This is a genomic window from Bacteroides sp. 1001302B_160321_D4 (assembly GCF_015667765.1).
GTDB lineage: Bacteria > Bacteroidota > Bacteroidia > Bacteroidales > Bacteroidaceae > Bacteroides > Bacteroides xylanisolvens.
In genome coordinates this window covers 102,490-122,681 of the sequence record NZ_JADPLO010000003.1, presented here as the reverse complement: position 1 = coordinate 122,681, position 20,192 = coordinate 102,490, and the positions used below count along the sequence as shown (strand labels likewise).

The following is a 20,192-nucleotide window of genomic DNA, read 5'->3' as shown; positions in this document are numbered from 1 at the left end:
GAATAGACGAAATGAAGAAAAATAAAACGAAAGGACTTTTTGCATCGATAGTGCTTGGAGTGGCGGTTACAGCTTGTGCGTCTGCTTCTTCTAGTGGTACGGTGACGGTAGTGGACCGACCGGACATACAGTCCGTCAATACCAATTATATCGGGTATCGCGCTCCGCTTCGACCGTTGAATTTTATAAAGTTGCCGGTAGGTAGTATTCAGCCTGAAGGATGGGTGAAGAAGTATCTGGAGTTGCAGCGTGACGGTCTGACCGGACACTTGGGAGAAATCAGCGCTTGGCTGGAAAAGGATAATAATGCCTGGTTGACAACTGGTGGCGATCACGGCTGGGAGGAAGTCCCTTACTGGCTCAAAGGGTATGGCAATCTAGCATATATCCTGAATGACCCGAAGATGATTGAAGAAACCAAATATTGGATTGAAGGTGTATTTGCCAGTCGCCAGCCGGATGGCTATTTCGGTCCGGTCAATGAACGTAACGGCAAACGCGAACTTTGGGCACAGATGATTATGCTCTGGTGTCTGCAATCTTATTATGAGTATTCTCAAGATCAGCGTGTCATTGACCTGATGACGAATTACTTCAAGTGGCAGATGACTGTTCCCGATGACCAACTTCTGGAAGATTATTGGGAGAAAAGCCGTGGCGGTGATAACATCATCAGTATCTACTGGCTTTACAACCATACTGGGGATGCTTTCCTGCTCGAACTGGCCGAGAAGATTCACCGTAACACAGCCGACTGGACGAAATCCACCTCCTTACCTAACTGGCACAATGTAAATATCGCCCAATGTTTCCGTGAACCTGCCACTTATTATATGCAGACCGGAGATTCAGCGATGCTGAAAGCCTCTTATAATGTCCATCATCTGATACGGCGTACTTTTGGACAGGTTCCCGGAGGTATGTTCGGTGCAGATGAAAATGCTCGTCTGGGATATATCGATCCCCGACAGGGAGTGGAAACCTGCGGCTTGGTAGAACAAATGGCTTCCGATGAAATCATGCTTTGTATGACAGGAGATCCCATGTGGGCGGAACACTGCGAAGAAGTAGCGTTCAACTCTTATCCGGCTGCCGTGATGCCGGACTTCAAGGCATTGCGTTATATCACTTGTCCGAACCATGCCATCAGTGATTCGAAGAATCATCATCCGGGCATTGACAATCGTGGCCCGTTCCTTTCGATGAATCCTTTCAGCAGTCGTTGCTGCCAACACAATCATGCACAGGGCTGGCCTTACTTCACCGAACATCTGGTACTGGCAACTCCCGACAACGGAGTGGCAACAGCTATTTATGCAGCTTGCAAAGCTACAGTGAAAGTGGGTGACGGCAAGGAAATCACTCTTCACGAAGAGACAAATTATCCTTTTGAAGAAGGCATTGCCTTCACTGTTTCTACCGATGAAAAGGTTGCTTTTCCATTTTATCTTCGTATTCCTTCATGGACTCAAAAAGCGGAAGTGCGGGTGAATGGCAAGAAGGTAAGTGCAGCTCCTGTAGCGGGAAAATATCTTTGCATCAATCGCGAGTGGGCGAATGGTGACCGTGTGGAATTGACTCTTCCGATGTCTTTGTCTATGCGTACCTGGCAGGTCAATAAAAACAGCGTAAGCGTAGATTACGGACCTTTGACTTTGTCTCTCAAGATTGCAGAGAAATATGTAGAGAAAGACAGTCGCGAGACTGCTATCGGTGATTCAAAATGGCAGAAAGGTGCTGATCCCCAGAAATGGCCTACTACTGAAATCTATCCGGATAGCCCCTGGAATTATTCATTGGTATTGGATAAGAAAGAACCTTTGAAAAATTTCAAGGTCATCCGTAAATCCTGGCCGGCTGACAACTATCCTTTCACAGTAGCCAGTGTACCTTTAGAAGTAAAAGCTATCGGTCGTCCGGTTCCTGAATGGAAGATAGACGAAACAGGACTGTGTGGCGTATTGCCGGAAGAAGATGCGGTGAAAGGTGATAAAGAAGAAATAACATTGATCCCTATGGGGGCGGCACGGTTGAGAATCTCTGCGTTCCCGAACACAAAAGAATAAATTAATAACTAGAAAACTTAGAATAAATGAAACGTATTGTTTTTTTAGATTACATCCGTGTGTTTGCATGCTTTCTCGTCATCCTTGTTCATGCCAGTGAGAATTTCTACTGTGCTCCCGGAGCCACTGATATGGCAGGTCCGCAGTCTTTTTTGGCAAATGAAGTAGACCGGCTATGGGTATCAGTGTACGACGGTTTTTCACGTATGGCAGTACCCCTGTTCATGATAGTCTCTGCCTTCCTGCTTGCACCGATGAAGGAAGAGCAGTCTATGTGGCAATTCTATCGCCAGCGCTGTCTTCGCATCCTTCCACCGTTTTTCATATTCATGCTACTGTACAGCACTCTACCTATGTTGTGGGGACAGATAGACGGAGAAACATCTATGAAGGACTTGTCGCGGATATTCCTGAATTTCCCGACGCTAGCCGGACACTTGTGGTTTATGTATCCTCTGATAAGCCTTTATTTGTTTATCCCAATTATATCCCCATGGTTGAGAAAAGCCACGGCTAAAGAAGAACGTTTCTTTATAGGGCTGTTCGTGTTGTCAACCTGTATGCCTTATCTCAATCGTTGGTGCGGTGAAGTGTGGGGACAATGTTTCTGGAATGAATACCACATGTTGTGGTACTTCTCCGGTTATCTGGGCTATCTTGTTCTAGCGCATTACATTCGTGTACACCTTACCTGGAACCGTTCCAAACGTTTCATTATAGGAACCATTTTAATGGTGATCGGTGCTGTATGGACTATTTATTCATTCTATGTGCAGGCTATACCCGGCGAACTCCATTCCACACCTGTAATAGAAATAGGATGGGCTTTCTGTACCATTAACTGTGTGCTTCTCACAACGGGTACATTCCTTATGTTTACATGTATCAAACGTCCGCAAGCTCCCAAGTTGGTGACGGAAACATCGAAACTTAGCTATGGCATGTATCTTATGCACATATTCTGGCTCGGACTGTGGGTGACTGTGTTCAAAGATACATTGGCGCTTCCCACTGTTGCCGCTATACCATGTATCGCAGTGGTTACGTTTATCTGTTGTTTTGTAACAACTAAGATCATTTCGTTTATACCGGGCAGTAAATGGATAGTAGGATAAATATCCGGAAACAAAGTAGCATATACTACTGACTTCAGGCAGATGATCCTAGGCTATAAACAGTAAGATATTGAATAGATAATCAAGTTTTTCCTGATTTTCTATTCAAAATCTTACTGTTTATAGCTTATTTCCCTCTTAATGTCCTCTTTTTCTTTTTACTTCTTTCACCTCTTTCACTCCTATTATAAACCATTACTCCCCAGATCCTTACGGGTGAACCCTTCCTCTATTTGAAGCTTTATGCCGCTTTCATCGGTTTCACCAGATACACATTCCCATATTTGGTATGTTTGCGGGTGACCCCTGCCGCAAGTAAAACTTGCGCGAATGTAGCCGGATTACTTCCTCGCATGGCAGCGGGGTTATACATCTTCAGTCTCCTGAATATATCCGAAGCCGAGAGCCGTTCGCTTCCCTCTTCATCATCTTTAGCTATCCGGAAGCAGGCATGAAAGATTTCCTCTGCCGGACACGGATGATAAAAAGCAGCATTGTGGCGTTGCAGTTCCCGTTCCTCTTCTTTTGTGAACCAATAGCGGATGCCGGAGAGCAGTTCAGCTTTCAGTTGGGCATAGATCTGATCGTGCATGATCCCTTCGCAATCGATCAGATGTTCTGCTTCAATGCAGATGAATCGCCGGCTACCGGTGGGATCGGTGAGCAAGTCAAAGCGGTTGCTTGTACCGATGAAAGAAGCGATGCGCGGCAAGTTGCGGAAATTCTTTTGATAAGCTTTGCAGATATTTAGGTTTGCCATTTGCATTAGATTTTTCAATAATGGCATTTGCTGCGTTCCGTACTTGTCAAATTCATCCATGTTCAGGAGTCCCATTTCGGCAAGTAACCTTTCCGGTTTTCCTTGTGCAGACAGTTTCAGGTTGTCCATGTAATAACGTGACAGTGCCGGCGGCATCAGTGCCTTGCAAAATGTGGATTTTTGTCGTCCCTGCTCGCTGCTGACAAGTATGGGGGCTACGCTGTTGGCATGTATTCCCGTCATGCCTAACCATTGGGCGGTGAGTCCCAGCATCCAGGTATGGAAGCTTTTTATCCAGAGCTGATTGTCAGAGACACGCTGCGCCAAAGCCTCCAGTCTGTCTGTCCCATCCCAGCCGGGCAGTTCTTCCATGTAAAGCCGGAAAGGATGGTATTCAGGAATACAAGTGGAATAAATGTAACGGCTCAAGTCTTTATCCCAGCAGGATATGCCCTGGTCGTGTGCTTCCATGCAGAAAGTGTTCAGTTCCCGCTTATTTACAGGTTCGAAAGGAACGGCACGTTTGTTGGCAGGGCGATATTCCGTTTCTTCCGTCAATAGGTTGTAACGAAAATCATACTGTTTTTGCAGGAATGTACGTACCTCTTGGGTTAACCGAACCGGTTGTTTTCGCTCTGCCTCTTTCTCCCTTCCAGTAGGCGGTGCAGTGTCCGGCAGGAGAACGGTATATTTATCTTCATGACATTTTAGCGTTTTCTGTGGCTCTTTGTCTGTTTTCTCAACTGCATCTTCTTTGTTCTCTTTCATTTGAAACAATTTTAGTTCCTTCAATACCTGTCTCCATATCAATGTTATTGCATTCATTATTTTTTCTATTTTTTAGTGATTAAAATCGGTTTATTGTTCAGCGCTGATACTGCGAATGTACTATCGGATGATACCGGTTTGCAAGTATTTCTCCGGAAAAAATATTAATTTCTACTTGACTGAAGAAGGCGGCTTCTTATCGTCCTTTTCTCTATTTTTTATCGTATCTTTGACGAAGAGTTATTTTTGATTCACTTTCGTGGTCCAATCAAATGACAAGAGTGATCTAATTGGATAACGACTGTGATTTGAATGAACCACAGTAGTGGTTTAATAATAAACTTAAAGTTTTTACATGAAATATATTCACTATCAAAACGTTAACTACTAATGGCTATACTTTACGATTGGTATGAGAATCCCGGTGAGTCCGATGATTCGGAAGAGAAAGGTTTGCATCCCCGCATTTTTTTGAATGGTAAGGTGGGAACGGATAAACTGTGCCGGATGATTCACGGACGCAGTTCGCTTTCCGTAGGTGATGTAAAAAATGCGTTCGAGATGCTGGCCCAAATTTGTGGTGAAGAACTACGTGAAGGACGCGAGGTACATATCGAGGGGCTAGGCTATTTTGCCCCTATTTTGAGGAGCACGCAAAAGGTGACCCGCAGTACTAAAAACAAATGGTCGAAGATGGAACTGAAAACAATCGGTTTCCGTCCGGATGCTCGCCTGCGGGGTGAATTGGTAGGTGTCAAAGCCAGCCGGAGTAAGTATGCACGCCATTCGGAGTCTTTGTCGGAGGTGGAGATAGATATGCGGCTGAAGGAATATTTCGCCGATCATGACGTAATGCTTCGTTATGATTTTCAGGAAGTATGCTGCATGACACGGACTACGGCGAATCGTCATCTCCGGCGATTGCTGGAAGAAGGTAAATTGCGAAATATCGGCAAACGTATGCAGCCGATTTATGTGGCTGCAGCGGGTTATTACGGGGTGTCTCGTGATGTGCTCCGGCGGTAAGCGGAAACGATTTGAGTAAGCGTCGATTTGAAGTGTGTCGGTGAAAGTGGTGAAAGCGTGATAGAAGGGCTTTTGCATACTCGCTTTCACCCGCTTTCCTGCTCTGGACGGAGGTTTCGGGAAGAAGGTGAAAGCGGTGAAGGATGTAGTCTTATAGATGATTTACTTTCATTGTTTGATTGAATAGTAAGGCTTTTTTAGTTATCTGTTAAATTGATAATATATCTGCTTAGAGGGGACTATTTAATAGCATCGAACTTCAGTGTCCCGTTTACGTCGATAATTTTCAAAGTACGGTTACCCTTTATTCCCATATCAATGAAATTGACCTTGTATAAACCATTTCCCAATGCAGTTACTGATGTTACTTTAGATATGTCGCTTGGTCCGTCTTGCATACCTGTTCGGAAGTTCCATATCGCATATCCTTCGCCGTCATACTCGTAGTTATCTTTCAGCTGCTTTTGCAATTTGGCTGTACAATGCTTTTTTACTGCCGGAACATAATTCTTTGCTCCAAAAACGTAGTTTGCGTAGAAATCTTTGATGAACTGAATGGTTTTGGTATTGTCCACTTTAGGTGATTGTAGAATAATGGCAGTCCCATTGGCGAGAACAGCCTCATTGTCGAGACAACAAGCTTGAATTTGTATGGGTTGTAGGGCAAATCCTAGATGAATGATATATAAAAATAAAATCTTTTTCATATTCGTATATTATGTATTTTGAAAGTCTTATTTAGATTTAGCGACCTATTGCAAAGATAGCGTTAATTACGAAAAATGAACGAAGTATGTGAGAAAAAGATAATAATATCATATCAAAAGATGAAATGAATTGTTCAAAGTCATTTTGATAAGAGAGGGGGATGAATGTTATAATTAGGGATGAATAGGGGATATTTCGTTTATCTATACATTGCAGGGCAGCCGGATAGTAGCCTCATTGATTGTACTATTCTATTAAATGATATAGATTTAATGTGTATCTTTGTAGGAAATGCAAAATAAAATATGGAATCAAAATAAATAAAATCAGATAATTATGAAAAACATTTTCCTTCCCAAAGTAATGATGTGCATAATTGCACTGTTTACTTTAATTTTACCAGCTTCTGCACAAAATACAAATGCGACAGATGAGTACAAAGAAACGTTGAAGAAGATTATGGACTTTTCTGGTACTTCGACTACTACAGATGACTTTTTCCAGAAATTATCTTCTATAATGAAATTAAATGCGCCGAAAGAAAATGAGGTTTATTGGAATGAGTTTGCTAAAAAATGGAAACAGAAGATGGAAAATAAGATATTTGAAATGTATATGCCTATTTATGAGAAGCATTTAACATTGGAAGAATTGAAGGTTGTTGCTGCATTTTATGAATCTCCTGTAGGTGAAAAATATAAAGAGGCTTCGTTGATTGTTATGCGTGAAGCAATGCCGTTGTTAGTGCAGCAACTCCAGACAGAGATGTTCAAAGAGATAATGCCGGAGAAAAGTGAACGAGTAAAAAGAGGTGAACAGCGGTTGAAAGAATATGAGCAAAAGAAGAAGCGTGATAAAGAATTATATGCACAAGCCTATATGCTTCCAAGCGATAGTATAGTTATAGTTCCTGAAGAGGTGTATGAGAAAGCGTATGAGAATGGGAGGTCTACAACTCCTTCTTTATATTCGATTGAAAGGAGAAAGAATGATACTAAAGTGACATTCATACAACCTATTTATTGGGATTGGCAATGGTTGTATTATAGTCCGGGATTTAAGATTATCGATAAGAAAAGTGGCGATGAGTATAATGTGCGGGGATATGATGGTGGAGCTCCGATGGGGAGGCTGTTGGCTGTCAAAGGATTTAATCATAAATATATTTATATCAGTCTTTTATTCCCGAAACTGAAGAAGAGTGTGAAAGAAATAGATATTCTTGAGTTGCCACACAAAAAAGATAAAGAACAGTTGCCTTCTAATGATGATGGAAAGTCTAAATCATATTTTAATGTAAAGGTGAAAGATTATCAGGTCGTTTCCGATAAGAAAAATAAGAAGATCTATTATTAGTTCAAATGATTATTAGAATTTGAAATGACAATAGCAGGTATTGAACATGAGTGTGAACTTTTTTTTTGATATAAACTTATTCCGTATGAGAAATCGAATTATGATTTTATGCACGTTTTGTGCTATTGCTATATTTTCTTCTGCCCAAGAGAAATTCTCTATCCGAGGTATTGCTGATGAGGAATTGAATAATCAATTGTTGTATTTATGCCTGATGGGAGATGGAGAGCAAGCTAAAGAAGTCGTTTTGGACAGTACAACAGTGGAAAAAGGTAAGTTCTCTTTTTCTGGTGTACATCAGATGCCGGATATTGCAATCATCAAGGATATGGATGGAGAAACCTATCCGTTGATTTTCGAAAAAGGAGAAATATCAGTAAATATTGCTGCGAATAAGAGAGGGGGAACGCCTTTAAATGATTCATTGAATATAGCTTTAAATCGTATGCAGCTAATAATGGATAATATGTTGAAAACATCAGATAGTATTTATAAGTTAATGGCTGGAATGAAATCTGAAGAATTTGCTGATAAGATGGTGAATGATACTGCATTTAGAGCAAGATATGATAAAATAGAGAAGAATTTTCTTGCACAAGTGGATTCTGTATCACATTGTATAAAGGATTATAAGAATAGTATAGTGGGTGTATATCTTTTCTCCGTTGGAGGTATGATGATGCCTTTTGATGATATGAAGATTCTGATGAAAGAAGCTTCGCCTCTGTTTTCACAAAATAATTTGGTGAGAAATATTGTGGAAAAGAAGAACCAAGCAGAGCTGCGAAGGAAGGCGGAACTTGAAAATAAAATGACTCCGGAGCAGCGTGAAGAACAAAAGAAACGGCAGGAAATGGATGCCAAGATAAAGATTGGCGAACGTTTCCCGGATGCTAAAGTGAAAGACAATGCTGGCAACATGAAGCTCTTGTCTGATTATGTGGGTAAGGGAAAATATGTCTTGATTGACTTTTGGGCTTCATGGTGCGGACCTTGCCGGCATGAAATGCCCAATGTGAAAGCTGCTTATGAAAAATATGCTTCTAAGGGATTTGAGGTGATTAGCATATCTACAGATCGGAAACTGAAACCTTGGAGGGCTGCTGTTGAAGAACTTGGAATGAATTGGGTACAATTGTTGGATGTGGATGCTTCTGATATATATGGTATCTATGCTATACCCAGAACTTTCCTTGTAGATCCTACGGGAATTGTTATAGACAAAAACTTAAGGGGTGAAAAACTGGAGGAAGCTTTATCGAAGTTGTTTGAATAATCGTTGCTTTGTTTTTATTGTATGGGTGAATTGATAGTTGAGAACTATATAATAGGATAACAATTATCAATTCACCAATGACTTTTATTAAATCAGAAGTCCGTCCAATAGCTCTAAATAAAGTCCGATAGCTTCTTCTATTTCTTTTAACATGATATATTCTTCTGCCGTGTGTGAACGTGACGAACGGCCCGGACCAATTTTTACCGATGGGAAGGACATTAGTGCTTGGTCGGACAATGTTGGAGAACCAAAAGGAACGCGTCCTAACTTCATAGCTTTCTGTACAAATGGGTGTTTCTCGTCAATTCGTGAAGAATTGAGACGGAATGAACGAGCTTGGGCTTCACAGGAAATATGCTTTTTGATTTCAGCAAACAGTTCTTCATTTGAGTAAAGCTCGTTACTCCGGACATCGACGATGAAAGTACATTTGTCGGGAATCACATTGTGTTGTGTACCGGCATTGATAACAGTAACACTCATCTTCACGGGACCCAACAAGGGCGATTCTTTCTCAAAACGATAGTCACGGAACCAGGCAATATCATCCAATACTTTGTAAATAGCATTGTCTCCTTCATTACGCGCTGCGTGTCCTGCTTTACCTGTTGCGGTAACATCTAGTACCATTAATCCCTTCTCGGCAATGGCGGGTTGCATCTCTGTAGGTTCACCTACTATGGCGAACGAAACAGGAGGGAGCCCCTGTAATACACTCTCAATGCCATCCTTGCCTGAAACTTCTTCTTCACAAGAGGCCAGATAAATCAGATTATACTTCTGCGAAGTACGACATAGTTGCAGGAACACCTGTAATAACGAAACAACGCTGGCACCGGCATCGTTACTTCCTAATCCATATAACTTACCGTTTTCTTCACGTGGAGTGAACGGATCTTTTCGCCAACCGTTAACAGGTTTCACTGTGTCTATGTGGGAGTTAAGTAAAATAGTCGGCTTCTTCAGATCAAACATAGGACTAAAGCACCACACATTATTTCCTTTACGTCCCGTCTGCATACCTGCCATTTCAATATAGTTTTGCAGGAAATCCGCAGCTTGGGTTTCTTCCCGGCTGATTGAAGGAATACTAATCAGTGATTTAAGCAGGCTTACAGCCTCTGTTGTCATATACGGAATATCATATTTCATAGTGCAAATCTTTTATCTATACCTTAATATTTGCACAAAGATAGTCGTTTTGAGCAATAGTTTCAAATAAAACTAATACCTTTGTACCATATTTACTAATACAAAGAGTATGACTTATCATCATTTATCTGTCCTGGTCCATCGTCAGGCCGAAAAATATGGCGACAAGGTAGCCTTAAAATACCGTGACTATGAGACAGCTCAATGGATTCCTATTTCATGGAAGCAGTTCTCCGGATCAGTACGGCAAGCAGCTAATGCTTTCGTGGCATTGGGAGTAGAAGAACAAGAGAATATCGGTATATTTTCACAAAATAAACCCGAATGGTTCTATGTCGACTTTGGCGCGTTTGCCAATCGGGCTGTTACTATTCCGTTTTATGCAACGAGTTCACCTGCGCAGGCGCAATATATCATTAATGATGCGCAGATTCGTTTCCTTTTTGTAGGCGAGCAATACCAGTATGATGCTGCTTTCAGCATCTTTGGTTTCTGCACCTCTCTGCAACAACTGATTATTTTTGACCGTTCGGTAGTGAAAGATCCTCGCGACGTATCGTCTATCTATTTTGATGAGTTTATGGCGATGGGAGAGGGATTGCCTCACAATAATACGGTAGAAGAACGTACCGAACGGGCTTCTTATGATGACTTGGCAAACATTCTCTATACATCCGGCACAACGGGTGAACCGAAGGGCGTCATGCTTCATCATTCCTGTTATCTGGAACAGTTTCATACACACGATGACCGTTTGACGACTATGTCGGATAAGGATGTATCTATGAACTTCCTCCCCTTGACACACGTGTTTGAGAAAGCATGGTGTTATCTCTGTATTCATAAAGGAGTGCAGATTTGTATCAATCTCCGTCCGGCGGATATTCAGACAACGATTAAGGAAATTCGTCCGACACTGATGTGTAGTGTTCCCCGTTTCTGGGAGAAAGTATATGCAGGTGTACAGGAGAAAATTAACGAAACAACAGGGTTGAAGAAAGCACTGATGCTGGATGCTATCCGGGTAGGTAGAATCCATAATCTGGATTATCTGCGTTTGGGTAAGACTCCTCCGGTGATGAATCAACTGAAATATAAATTCTACGAAAAGACAATCTACTCTCTACTGAAAAAAACAATCGGTATTGAGAACGGTAACTTTTTCCCGACTGCCGGTGCTGCCGTCCCCGATGAAATCAATGAATTTGTCCATTCGGTAGGAATCAATATGGTGGTAGGATATGGTTTGACGGAATCGACGGCCACTGTATCTTGTACATTGCCGGTTGGCTATGATATCGGTTCAGTAGGTGTTGTACTTCCGGGAATTGAAGTGAAAATCGGTGAAGACAATGAAATTCTTCTTCGGGGCAAGACGATTACCAAAGGTTATTATAAGAAAGCAGAAGCTACGGCTGCTGCCATTGAACCGGATGGCTGGTTTCATACAGGTGATGCCGGTTACTTTAAAAATGGCCAGCTTTTCCTGACGGAACGCATTAAAGACCTATTCAAAACATCGAACGGCAAATATGTTGCTCCGCAAGCTTTGGAAACGAAATTGGTTATTGACCGTTATATTGACCAGATTGCCATTATTGCCGATCAGCGTAAGTTTGTTTCCGCTCTGATTGTTCCTGTATATGGGTTTGTGAAAGAGTATGCGGAAGAAAAAGGCATTAAATACAAAGATATGGAGGAACTGTTGAAACATCCGAAGATTGTAGGATTGTTCCGTGCACGGATTGATACACTCCAACAGCAATTTGCACACTATGAGCAAATCAAACGTTTCACTCTGCTTCCCGAACCGTTCAGTATGGAACGTGGAGAACTGACTAATACGTTGAAATTGAAACGGTCGGTAGTTGCCAAGAATTATAGTGAGCAGATTGAAAAGATGTACGAAGAAAATGAGAAATAAGCGATGGACGGTGAACGTTAAATATGAAACGGTAAACCGTAAACGATAAGTCGCAAACAATAAAACGGTGAACAAAATCTGTGCAATTGGCAGAGTTGTTCACCGTTTATTATTTATAAGTACATCTCCCTAATTAGTTTGTATTGTTTTCATTTTTACAAATTCCTTATAAAGAAAAACTTCTTGATTTTGATAGTATAAACTTATTTAGAAGACATACTTAGTTTATTCGTTCCTTTTTAGTATCCGAAAATCTGCTCCTGTGTCAATTCTTCAATAAGACCTACAGCTTTCAGCTTATCCAGTTCCAAATCCTTCTTATCTCCCAGAATGCAATAAACATACGTGCGTCCTTTTACCCATTGCTTTTGGAAATCGGCAATGTCTTTCAGCGTCATGTTCTGTATATCATTGTAGAGCTTGATACGCGGGTCTACGTTTTGGCCTAGGTCCTGTGCATTGATATAACTCCAGATGATGTCACCTTTGATGATACGTTCGGTACGCAGGCGGTTCGTTAATCCGTCTTTAGCCAGTTTGAATGCAGCCTCCGATTCCGGCATATTCTCATTCAGTCCGGAGAGTACGACATACGTACGTTCGTTGCCCGGAGATACGTAGAAAGTACAAGCCAAGCGATAGAATTCACTTTTCAGTTCCTCCGGTGTTATGTCCGAAGTACCCAGATATTATGTCAGGAAGAGTGACAAGCAAGAAAGTTTCAATAGTTTGTTCATAATATGACAACATTTTAATAACAAAAACAAAGGTAGCAGATTTTTGCTTATCTTTGTCCCCCGATATCTGAATTTTGTAAATAATAAAATTGTAAATCAAATGATTACTATTGAACAACTTAAAGACGTGAAAGAGCGCACTGATGCGCTGAGGAGGTATCTTTGACATCGACGGGAAGAAAATTCAAGTCGAAGAAGAGCAATTAAGAACACAAGCTCCGGGATTTTGGGATGACCAGAAGAAGGCCGAAGCTCAAATGAAATTGGTGAAAGACCTGCAAAAGTGGATTGAAGGATACAACGAACTCAAGACATTGGCAGATGAACTTGAACTGGCATTTGATTTCTATAAAGAAGAACTGGTGACCGAGGAAGATGTGGACGCTGCTTACGCCAAAGCTAGTGAAGCGGTAGAGGCACTCGAACTCAAAAATATGCTTCGTGACGAAGCCGACCAGATGGATTGTGTGTTGAAAATCAATTCAGGTGCCGGTGGTACGGAAAGTCAGGACTGGGCTTCTATGCTGATGCGTATGTATCTGCGTTATGCCGAGACCAACGGTTATAAAGCTACCATTGCCAACCTTCAGGAAGGTGACGAAGCCGGAATCAAAACCTGTACTATCAATATTGAAGGTGATTTTGCATACGGTTATTTGAAGGGAGAGAACGGTGTGCACCGCCTGGTTCGTGTTTCTCCGTACAATGCGCAAGGTAAACGTATGACTTCCTTTGCTTCTGTATTCGTTACTCCGCTGGTGGATGACAGTATCGAGGTAAATATTTTGCCTGCCAACATCTCTTGGGATACATTCCGAAGCGGTGGTGCCGGTGGACAGAATGTAAATAAGGTAGAATCCGGTGTCCGTTTGCGTTATCAATACAAAGATCCTTATACCGGTGAGGAAGAAGAAATCCTGATTGAAAATACCGAAACTCGTGACCAGCCGAAGAACCGTGAGAATGCAATGCGTCAACTACGTTCCATCTTGTATGATAAGGAATTGCAGCATCGTATGGCAGAACAGGCGAAAGTGGAAGCCGGTAAGAAGAAGATCGAGTGGGGTTCCCAGATCCGTAGCTACGTATTTGATGACCGTCGCGTGAAAGATCATCGTACCAACTATCAGACTTCGGATGTGAACGGTGTGATGGATGGCAAAATAGATGGCTTTATCAAAGCTTATTTGATGGAGTTTTCTTCACAAGAATCATAAAAAATAAAATTAGCAAGAATTATTTTTGGAAAGTTAATAGATTTGTACTTACTTTGTTAGCGTTGAACTTTAAAGCTAACTATTATGGGTAAGGTGAAGAAAAAAGTAGCAATTAGTAAGAAAGAAGAAGAACAAGCCCAGAAGGTTGTCAAAATAGTGTTCGTCTCATTAATTATTTTGGCATTGATTATGCTGATCGCATTTTCCTTTTTCGGCTGATAAGTTCGCCACAAATTATACGGTTAACCCAGATTGTTTGGTTATTGATAGGATAAATATCAAATCCGATCTGTGTTAATCTGCGTAATTTGTGGCGAACTCTTTGTTTTGTAATGCATTTGTGTTCTCTGTAATATAAATGTAACTTTTCTGTCATTTTCCCGTAGTTAATTTGTCATCTCCGTATATCCTCACAGTTGTACTTTTGCCGTGAATTTAGTAGCAGACAACTGAAATGAGTAGAATCAGAACAACCGTCGTTATGCTTTTGCTGGCGACAATGGCCTTTGGACAGGCAAAAGAAGATGCAGGGGATGGTAAGATGCTGGATAAACAGACCATGGAGTTTAAGGATTATCTGCCGGAGATTCACGGAACAATCCGGGGAAAGTACGAATACCAGACAGAAACAAGTGAAAGCCGTTTTGAAGTACGTAATGCACGCTTCAGTGTTTCGGGAAATGTGCATCCGATAGTTGCTTATAAAGCGGAAATCGACCTTTCCGATGAAGGCTCTATCAAGATGCTTGATGCGTATGCACGTGTTTTTCCGGTGAAAGACCTGAATTTTACGATCGGTCAGATGCGCGTTCCTTTCACGATAGATGCTCACCGCTCACCACATCAGCAGTATTTTGCCAACCGTTCATTCATTGCCAAGCAAGTAGGAAATGTGCGTGATGTCGGTTTGACGGCTGGTTATACGAATAAAGACGGTTTCCCATTTATTCTTGAAGGGGGATTGTTTAACGGCTCCGGTCTGACAAATCAGAAAGAATGGCATAAAACGCTGAATTACTCCATAAAAGCGCAGTTACTGCCTAATAAGAACTGGAATCTGACACTTAGCACCCAAATGATAAAACCGGAAAATGTGCGGATTAATATGTACGATGCCGGTGTCTATTATCAGAATGACCGTTTTCATATTGAGGCGGAATATTTATATAAAATGTACGGTCACGAAGCATTTAAAGATGTTCATGCGGTGAATAGTTTTATTAATTACGATTTACCATTAAAGAAAGTATTCAATAAAATCTCCTTCCTGGCTCGCTATGATATGATGACCGATCATAGTGATGGTAAGATGGATGAAACGACAAAAGCTTTGATTATAAATGATTATGCCCGACATCGTGTGACAGGCGGAATCACATTAAGTCTTTCCAAAGCTTTCATTGCCGACCTCCGACTGAACTTCGAGAAATATTTCTATAAGAACTCCGGCGTTCCAAAAGAATCGGAACGGGACAAAATCGTGATTGAGTTCATGACGAGATTCTGAAATAAATAGAGACTTGAAAATTGAGAATTAAGAATTGTAGTTTTCTGATACATGATGTGAGGTATCAAACTATCATTTTTTAATTCTCAATTTTTAATTTATCTTTGTGCCATGGCACAGGAAATAGAACGTAAATTTTTAGTTATCGGTGAATTCAAGTCTTCGGCTTTTGCGCAGAGTCATATTGTGCAGGGGTATATCAGTAGTGCTCGCGGGCGTACTGTCCGGGTTCGTATTCGGGATGAAAAAGGTTATCTGACAATAAAGGGAGCTTCTAATGCTTCCGGTACCAGTCGTTATGAATGGGAAAAGGAGCTGGCCTTATCAGAAGCAGAAGAATTGATGAGGCTTTGCGAACCGGGGATTATTGACAAGACCCGTTATTTGGTACGTAGTGGCAAACATGTATTTGAGGTCGACGAGTTTTATGATGAGAATGAAGGACTTATTGTGGCAGAAGTAGAGCTGGAATCGGAAGATGAGGCTTTTGTAAAACCCGACTTTATTGGTGAGGAGGTAACGGGCGACATACGCTACTATAACTCACAGCTAATGAAAAAACCGTATAAAACGTGGTGAGCGTTAACAAATAAACCGTATATTTGTTCTTATATAAAAAAGAGAGCAGTGTATGGATATGGAACAGTTGTACAGTTATGTGCCGCGTGAATTGGTTACTTTTGTTTTAGTAACCTTGTTTTCTTTATTAATCGGACTTTCGCAACGTCGAATCAGTCTGAAGCGTGAGGGTGAAACTACTCTTTTCGGAACCGACCGCACCTTTACCTTTATTGGTATACTGGGTTACTTGCTTTATATCTTAGACCCTACGGATATGCGTCTGTTTATGGGAGGTGGAGCGGTATTGGGATTGCTGTTGGGATTAAACTATTATGTAAAGCAATCACAATTTCATGTTTTTGGTGTAACTACCATCATTATTGCCCTGATTACTTATTGTATGGCTCCTATCGTAGCTACCCAACCTTCCTGGTTTTATGTCATGGTAGTTGTGACTGTGCTCCTGCTGACTGAACTCAAACATACTTTTACAGAGTTTGCTCAACGGATGAAGAATGATGAAATGATTACGTTAGCCAAGTTCTTGGCTATCAGCAGTATCATATTACCGATGCTTCCGCATAAGAATCTGATTCCGGATATTAATCTTACTCCTTATTCTATCTGGTTGGCAACGGTAGTAGTATCCGGCATTTCCTATCTCTCTTACCTATTAAAGAGATATGTATTCCATGAATCCGGAACGTTAGTTTCTGGTATTATTGGTGGATTATACAGCAGTACGGCTACGATCTCGGTACTTGCCCGTAAAAGCCGGAAAGCCTCTGAACAGGAAGCGACTGATTATGTTGCTGCCATGCTGTTGGCTGTCAGCATGATGTTTCTACGATTTATGATACTGATACTTATTTTCAGTAGAGAAATCTTCCTGTCTATTTATCCGTATCTGTTGACTATGGCGGTGGTGGCGGCTATTGTTGCCTGGTTTATCCATTCCCGACAAAAACGACCGGAAGACCAGCCTGCTGAAACAGAAGAAGATGATAGTAGCAACCCGTTGGAATTTAAAGTTGCTTTGATTTTTGCCGTACTCTTTGTGATATTCACTTTCTTAACTCACTATACGTTAGTGTATGCGGGCACAGGCGGATTAAATCTCTTGTCTTTTGTTTCCGGTTTTAGTGATATAACTCCTTTTATATTAAACTTGTTGCAAAATACAGGCAGTGTGGCTGCACTGATAATTACTGCTTGTAGTATGCAGGCTATTATTAGCAATATAATGGTAAACATGTTCTATGCTCTATTCTTTGCAGGGAAGGGGAGTAAACTTCGTCCTTGGATTTTGGGAGGATTCGGTGTGGTAATTGCTTGTAATCTCGTTTTGTTGCTGTTCTTTTATATTTAAGAAAAGGGAGCAATTGATCGTTTTTCATAGGTCTTAGTTCTAGTAATCTTCTATTTTGTCGAATATAGTCGATAAAATAGAAGTGTTTTTATCGACTATATTCGATAAAGTGAAATGGATAAAAAATGAAGAGTAAATTTCATTAAAAAGGAAACTTACTCTTCATTTAAATTCAAAGTGAGATATTTGTTGAATACCTTTAAGTAGTGGTATGACTTGTTACCATTTCCAGTTGTCTTTACTCTTTTCTACGTCTTTTTCTATGTCGGAAGGAAGATTAGGTTTTTGGCACACATCTTCTGGATATTAATGACGGATGCAGAGCTTTACCAAGACCAATCACTCTCTTTGTAATTTGCCTCTACTGCTGTCTCGATTTCATCAGGTAGATTGTGATAGAAATCAAGTCCAGTTAGGGATTCTAATTCATCAATAGATCTGGCACATGCTTTAATGTTTTTCGATTTATCGCTTTTGTGCTCTATATAAAATCCAATTGCTTTGTACTGTCCATTTTTATAGGATAAGATTGTACTGAAGTAATATTTAGGTATCTTTACCCTATATTTGCTTGTCTCGAGTATCGCATAATCTATGGAAGTTCCTTTCACAATATAAGTTGTGTCTTGTGGATTCGAGACCTTTGCCCACTCTTGTACCTTGTTCTCTATTGCATCCCAAGTACTTCCACCTTCGTTGAATCCAGTTATTAGTTGTGGACTGATATTAGAATAATAGAAAGTTTGACTATTTGCTTCGCGGCTATATAATCTGTCACTTGAAGCTACCATATGTCCTCTATTATAAGGTGAATAGTAGTCTTGCCTGTCAGTTCTATATTGCGCCGGAATATTGGGGTCCGGTTGATAAGCGTCTTTACGGTCTACATTCTTTTGAGAAGTTACATTATCAAAAGTCAATGCTACCCAACGCACATGTTTTTTGGTACAATCATATTCATAGCTATAAGTTACAGTCTTTTTTCCGTTCTCTGTTGTTGTCCAAGTATGGAAAATGTTCATGCTTCCACCTTTCAACTTCGGAATTTCAATTCTCCCTGCATATCCTGAAGGTTTTTCCGGGTCTGGATCTGGATTTGAGCCATTGCCAGCTAATTGTTTGAGTGTAAACTCTGCTTTTTCTTTCCCTGCTATGATTGTAATAATGACACTTCGTTCAGCTCCGGTATTTGCTTTCATATATCCACTGATAGAGCCATTTCCATTGCCGGATGCTCTACTCAATGTGCACCAAGTCTCACTGCTTGAAGCCTGCCATATGCCGTCAACTTTTACACGAATGATAAATCCGCCTCCGTTTCCATTGATTTGCGTTTGGTCTATAGAGGCGATTCCTTGATTCGTATTGCCCGGATTATCAGGGAGCTCGGGAGAATCCTGTTCACTACATGAGATTGCAGTGCTACAGGTTATGAACAGGATGAATAGTCTAAATAATGCTTTTGTCATTTCACTTCTTTAATTAGATAAATAATAGTAGGCAAGTGATCGCTATATCCGTTTAACCATACACCACCTGCTTGCGTCCGTTTAGGATATCCTTTATATTTCCCTTCTTTTTGGAACATGAAATCACGGCGGAAGATTTCATGTTTATAGAATTTCAGTGTACTGCGGTCAGTGCCCAACAAATTCCCGGTGAATACAATTTGATCGAACAAATTCCATTTACCTTTGTACATCAGAGTTCCGTATCCTTTCTTCAAAGTATCCCACCACGGATTGTACAAGTCTGTAGGACCTACATCAGCAGGTTTCCGCTTAGCTCCAAGTGCTACAGCCATACTTTTATCCATCGGGTCATCGTTCATATCCCCCATGATAACAATTTTGGCTGCGGAGTCTTCCCTTAACAGTGAGTCTTTGATCGCTCTAACTTGCTCCCCTGCGCGTTCACGCACCGGAGAAGCGGCAGCTCTCGAAGGCCAGTGATTGACGATAAAGTGCATTTTCTCACCTGCGATATTACCGCTGGCAATCAAGAAACCACGTGTTTTATGCACTGTATCATTGATATATACATAAGGTACGAGTTTACTATTTGTCAGTTCAAACAATTTGGGATTATAGAAAAAAGCACAGTCTACACCACGTCTGTCTTCTCCTTCGTAGTGAACATACTGGTACCCTTTGTCCGCTAAGGCAGGTTGTTTCAGTATGTCTTCCAATACTCTGTAATTTTCGATTTCAGAAACGCCGATAATGGCGGGACCCATTGGTAACTTGTCGGTACTTAACATACTTAATATTTCCGACATGTTTTTCAGCTTAGCCTTATACTTCATCGTATTCCACTGATTAGTACCGTTAGGAAGATACTCGTAGTCATTCTTACCTTCATCATGAATGGTGTCAAACAAATTCTCCATATTGTAGAACGCTACACTGTAGAGGGCAAATTTCTTTTCTTGTCCGTAGGCCATGAGGACAAAAAGAGCGAGTACACCTAAAGTCATTAAGCTTTTTTTCATCTTTAAAATTGATTTTAAAAGTGGGTAATTTGTCTTTTGTATGACAAATATCTAAAAAGAAAACGGAAAAACCACCCTTGCTAGTTACTTTTTTTGCAAAAAACATTGTTATATATAAAATTCTTTGTTATTTTGCGTAACAACATATTTCTTTTA

General features: G+C 40.9%; 16 protein-coding genes and 1 pseudogene. 11 read left to right on the top strand and 6 right to left on the bottom strand.

Translation table 11 applies throughout. From position 1 onward, the window contains the following. Positions 1-11 precede the first annotated feature (11 nt). On the top strand, positions 12-2,066 hold the full coding sequence (locus tag KFO40_RS02100) for a beta-L-arabinofuranosidase domain-containing protein (RefSeq protein WP_117611265.1): 2,055 nt from the start codon (positions 12-14) through the stop codon (positions 2,064-2,066). 26 nt (positions 2,067-2,092) lie between these two features. Further along, the gene (locus tag KFO40_RS02095) at positions 2,093-3,181 is read left to right on the top strand and encodes an acyltransferase (RefSeq protein ID WP_117611264.1); all 1,089 of its coding nucleotides are present in this window, start codon (positions 2,093-2,095) and stop codon (positions 3,179-3,181) included. A gap of 241 nt (positions 3,182-3,422) precedes the next feature. On the opposite strand, the gene KFO40_RS02090 is transcribed toward KFO40_RS02095, so the two are convergent. Beyond that, a complete protein-coding gene (locus KFO40_RS02090) occupies positions 3,423-4,766 on the bottom strand; it encodes a VapE domain-containing protein (protein WP_128858796.1) in 1,344 nt (447 codons plus the stop codon). Positions 4,767-5,099: 333 nt separating this feature from the next. On the opposite strand from KFO40_RS02090, the gene KFO40_RS02085 reads away from it, so the two are divergent. After that, positions 5,100-5,735 (top strand): HU family DNA-binding protein, encoded by a 636-nt coding sequence (locus tag KFO40_RS02085; RefSeq protein WP_049701691.1) that lies wholly within the window; start codon positions 5,100-5,102, stop codon positions 5,733-5,735. Positions 5,736-5,974: 239 nt separating this feature from the next. Here the strand turns inward: KFO40_RS02085 and KFO40_RS02080 are convergent, their stop codons facing one another. Then, positions 5,975-6,442 carry a hypothetical protein gene (locus KFO40_RS02080; protein WP_004299546.1) on the bottom strand — a complete coding sequence of 156 codons (468 nt, stop codon included), beginning with the start codon at positions 6,440-6,442 and terminating at the stop codon, positions 5,975-5,977. Positions 6,443-6,779: 337 nt separating this feature from the next. Between KFO40_RS02080 and KFO40_RS02075 the strand changes: the two genes are divergently transcribed. Then, positions 6,780-7,799, top strand: a complete 1,020-nt coding sequence (locus KFO40_RS02075) for a DUF2059 domain-containing protein (protein WP_128859667.1) — start codon at positions 6,780-6,782, stop codon at positions 7,797-7,799. Positions 7,800-7,884: 85 nt separating this feature from the next. Further along, complete coding sequence (locus KFO40_RS02070; RefSeq protein WP_225450227.1) at positions 7,885-9,075, top strand: TlpA disulfide reductase family protein; 1,191 nt, start codon at positions 7,885-7,887, stop codon at positions 9,073-9,075. 87 nt (positions 9,076-9,162) lie between these two features. Here the strand turns inward: KFO40_RS02070 and KFO40_RS02065 are convergent, their stop codons facing one another. Beyond that, positions 9,163-10,230 carry a M20 family metallo-hydrolase gene (locus tag KFO40_RS02065; protein ID WP_087318166.1) on the bottom strand — a complete coding sequence of 356 codons (1,068 nt, stop codon included), beginning with the start codon at positions 10,228-10,230 and terminating at the stop codon, positions 9,163-9,165. 109 nt (positions 10,231-10,339) lie between these two features. On the opposite strand from KFO40_RS02065, the gene KFO40_RS02060 reads away from it, so the two are divergent. Continuing rightward, on the top strand, positions 10,340-12,154 hold the full coding sequence (locus KFO40_RS02060; RefSeq protein WP_211146035.1) for an AMP-dependent synthetase/ligase: 1,815 nt from the start codon (positions 10,340-10,342) through the stop codon (positions 12,152-12,154). A gap of 239 nt (positions 12,155-12,393) precedes the next feature. Here KFO40_RS02060 and KFO40_RS02055 read toward each other — a convergent pair. Then, positions 12,394-12,720, bottom strand: a pseudogene (locus tag KFO40_RS02055) (insulinase family protein); the annotation flags it as partial. Between the two features lie 271 nt (positions 12,721-12,991). Between KFO40_RS02055 and prfB the strand changes: the two are divergent. The 5 genes from prfB (at position 12,992) to KFO40_RS02035 (ending at position 17,545) form a co-directional block, all read left to right on the top strand. Further along, a protein-coding gene (gene prfB, locus KFO40_RS02050) for a peptide chain release factor 2 (protein ID WP_117683141.1) occupies positions 12,992-14,108 on the top strand; the annotation gives its coding sequence in 2 pieces (ribosomal slippage) (positions 12,992-13,054 and positions 13,056-14,108; 1,116 coding nt in all). A gap of 84 nt (positions 14,109-14,192) precedes the next feature. Then, a complete protein-coding gene (locus tag KFO40_RS25805) occupies positions 14,193-14,327 on the top strand; it encodes a hypothetical protein (RefSeq protein WP_004299554.1) in 135 nt (44 codons plus the stop codon). 235 nt (positions 14,328-14,562) lie between these two features. Then, positions 14,563-15,615: a porin gene (locus KFO40_RS02045; RefSeq protein ID WP_008770408.1), complete on the top strand. Its 1,053-nt coding sequence runs from the start codon at positions 14,563-14,565 to the stop codon at positions 15,613-15,615. Between the two features lie 111 nt (positions 15,616-15,726). Next, entirely contained in the window at positions 15,727-16,194 is a 468-nt protein-coding gene (locus tag KFO40_RS02040) for a CYTH domain-containing protein (protein ID WP_117683142.1), read from the top strand. Positions 16,195-16,252: 58 nt separating this feature from the next. After that, positions 16,253-17,545 (top strand): MgtC/SapB family protein, encoded by a 1,293-nt coding sequence (locus KFO40_RS02035; protein ID WP_211146052.1) that lies wholly within the window; start codon positions 16,253-16,255, stop codon positions 17,543-17,545. Between the two features lie 326 nt (positions 17,546-17,871). On the opposite strand, the gene KFO40_RS02030 is transcribed toward KFO40_RS02035, so the two are convergent. Both KFO40_RS02030 and KFO40_RS02025 read right to left on the bottom strand, forming a co-directional pair. Next, entirely contained in the window at positions 17,872-19,014 is a 1,143-nt protein-coding gene (locus tag KFO40_RS02030; RefSeq protein ID WP_211146034.1) for a DNA/RNA non-specific endonuclease, read from the bottom strand. Then, entirely contained in the window at positions 19,011-20,036 is a 1,026-nt protein-coding gene (locus KFO40_RS02025; RefSeq protein WP_087323930.1) for an endonuclease, read from the bottom strand. The genes KFO40_RS02030 and KFO40_RS02025 overlap by 4 nt, the downstream gene beginning before the upstream one ends. Positions 20,037-20,192 lie beyond the last annotated feature (156 nt).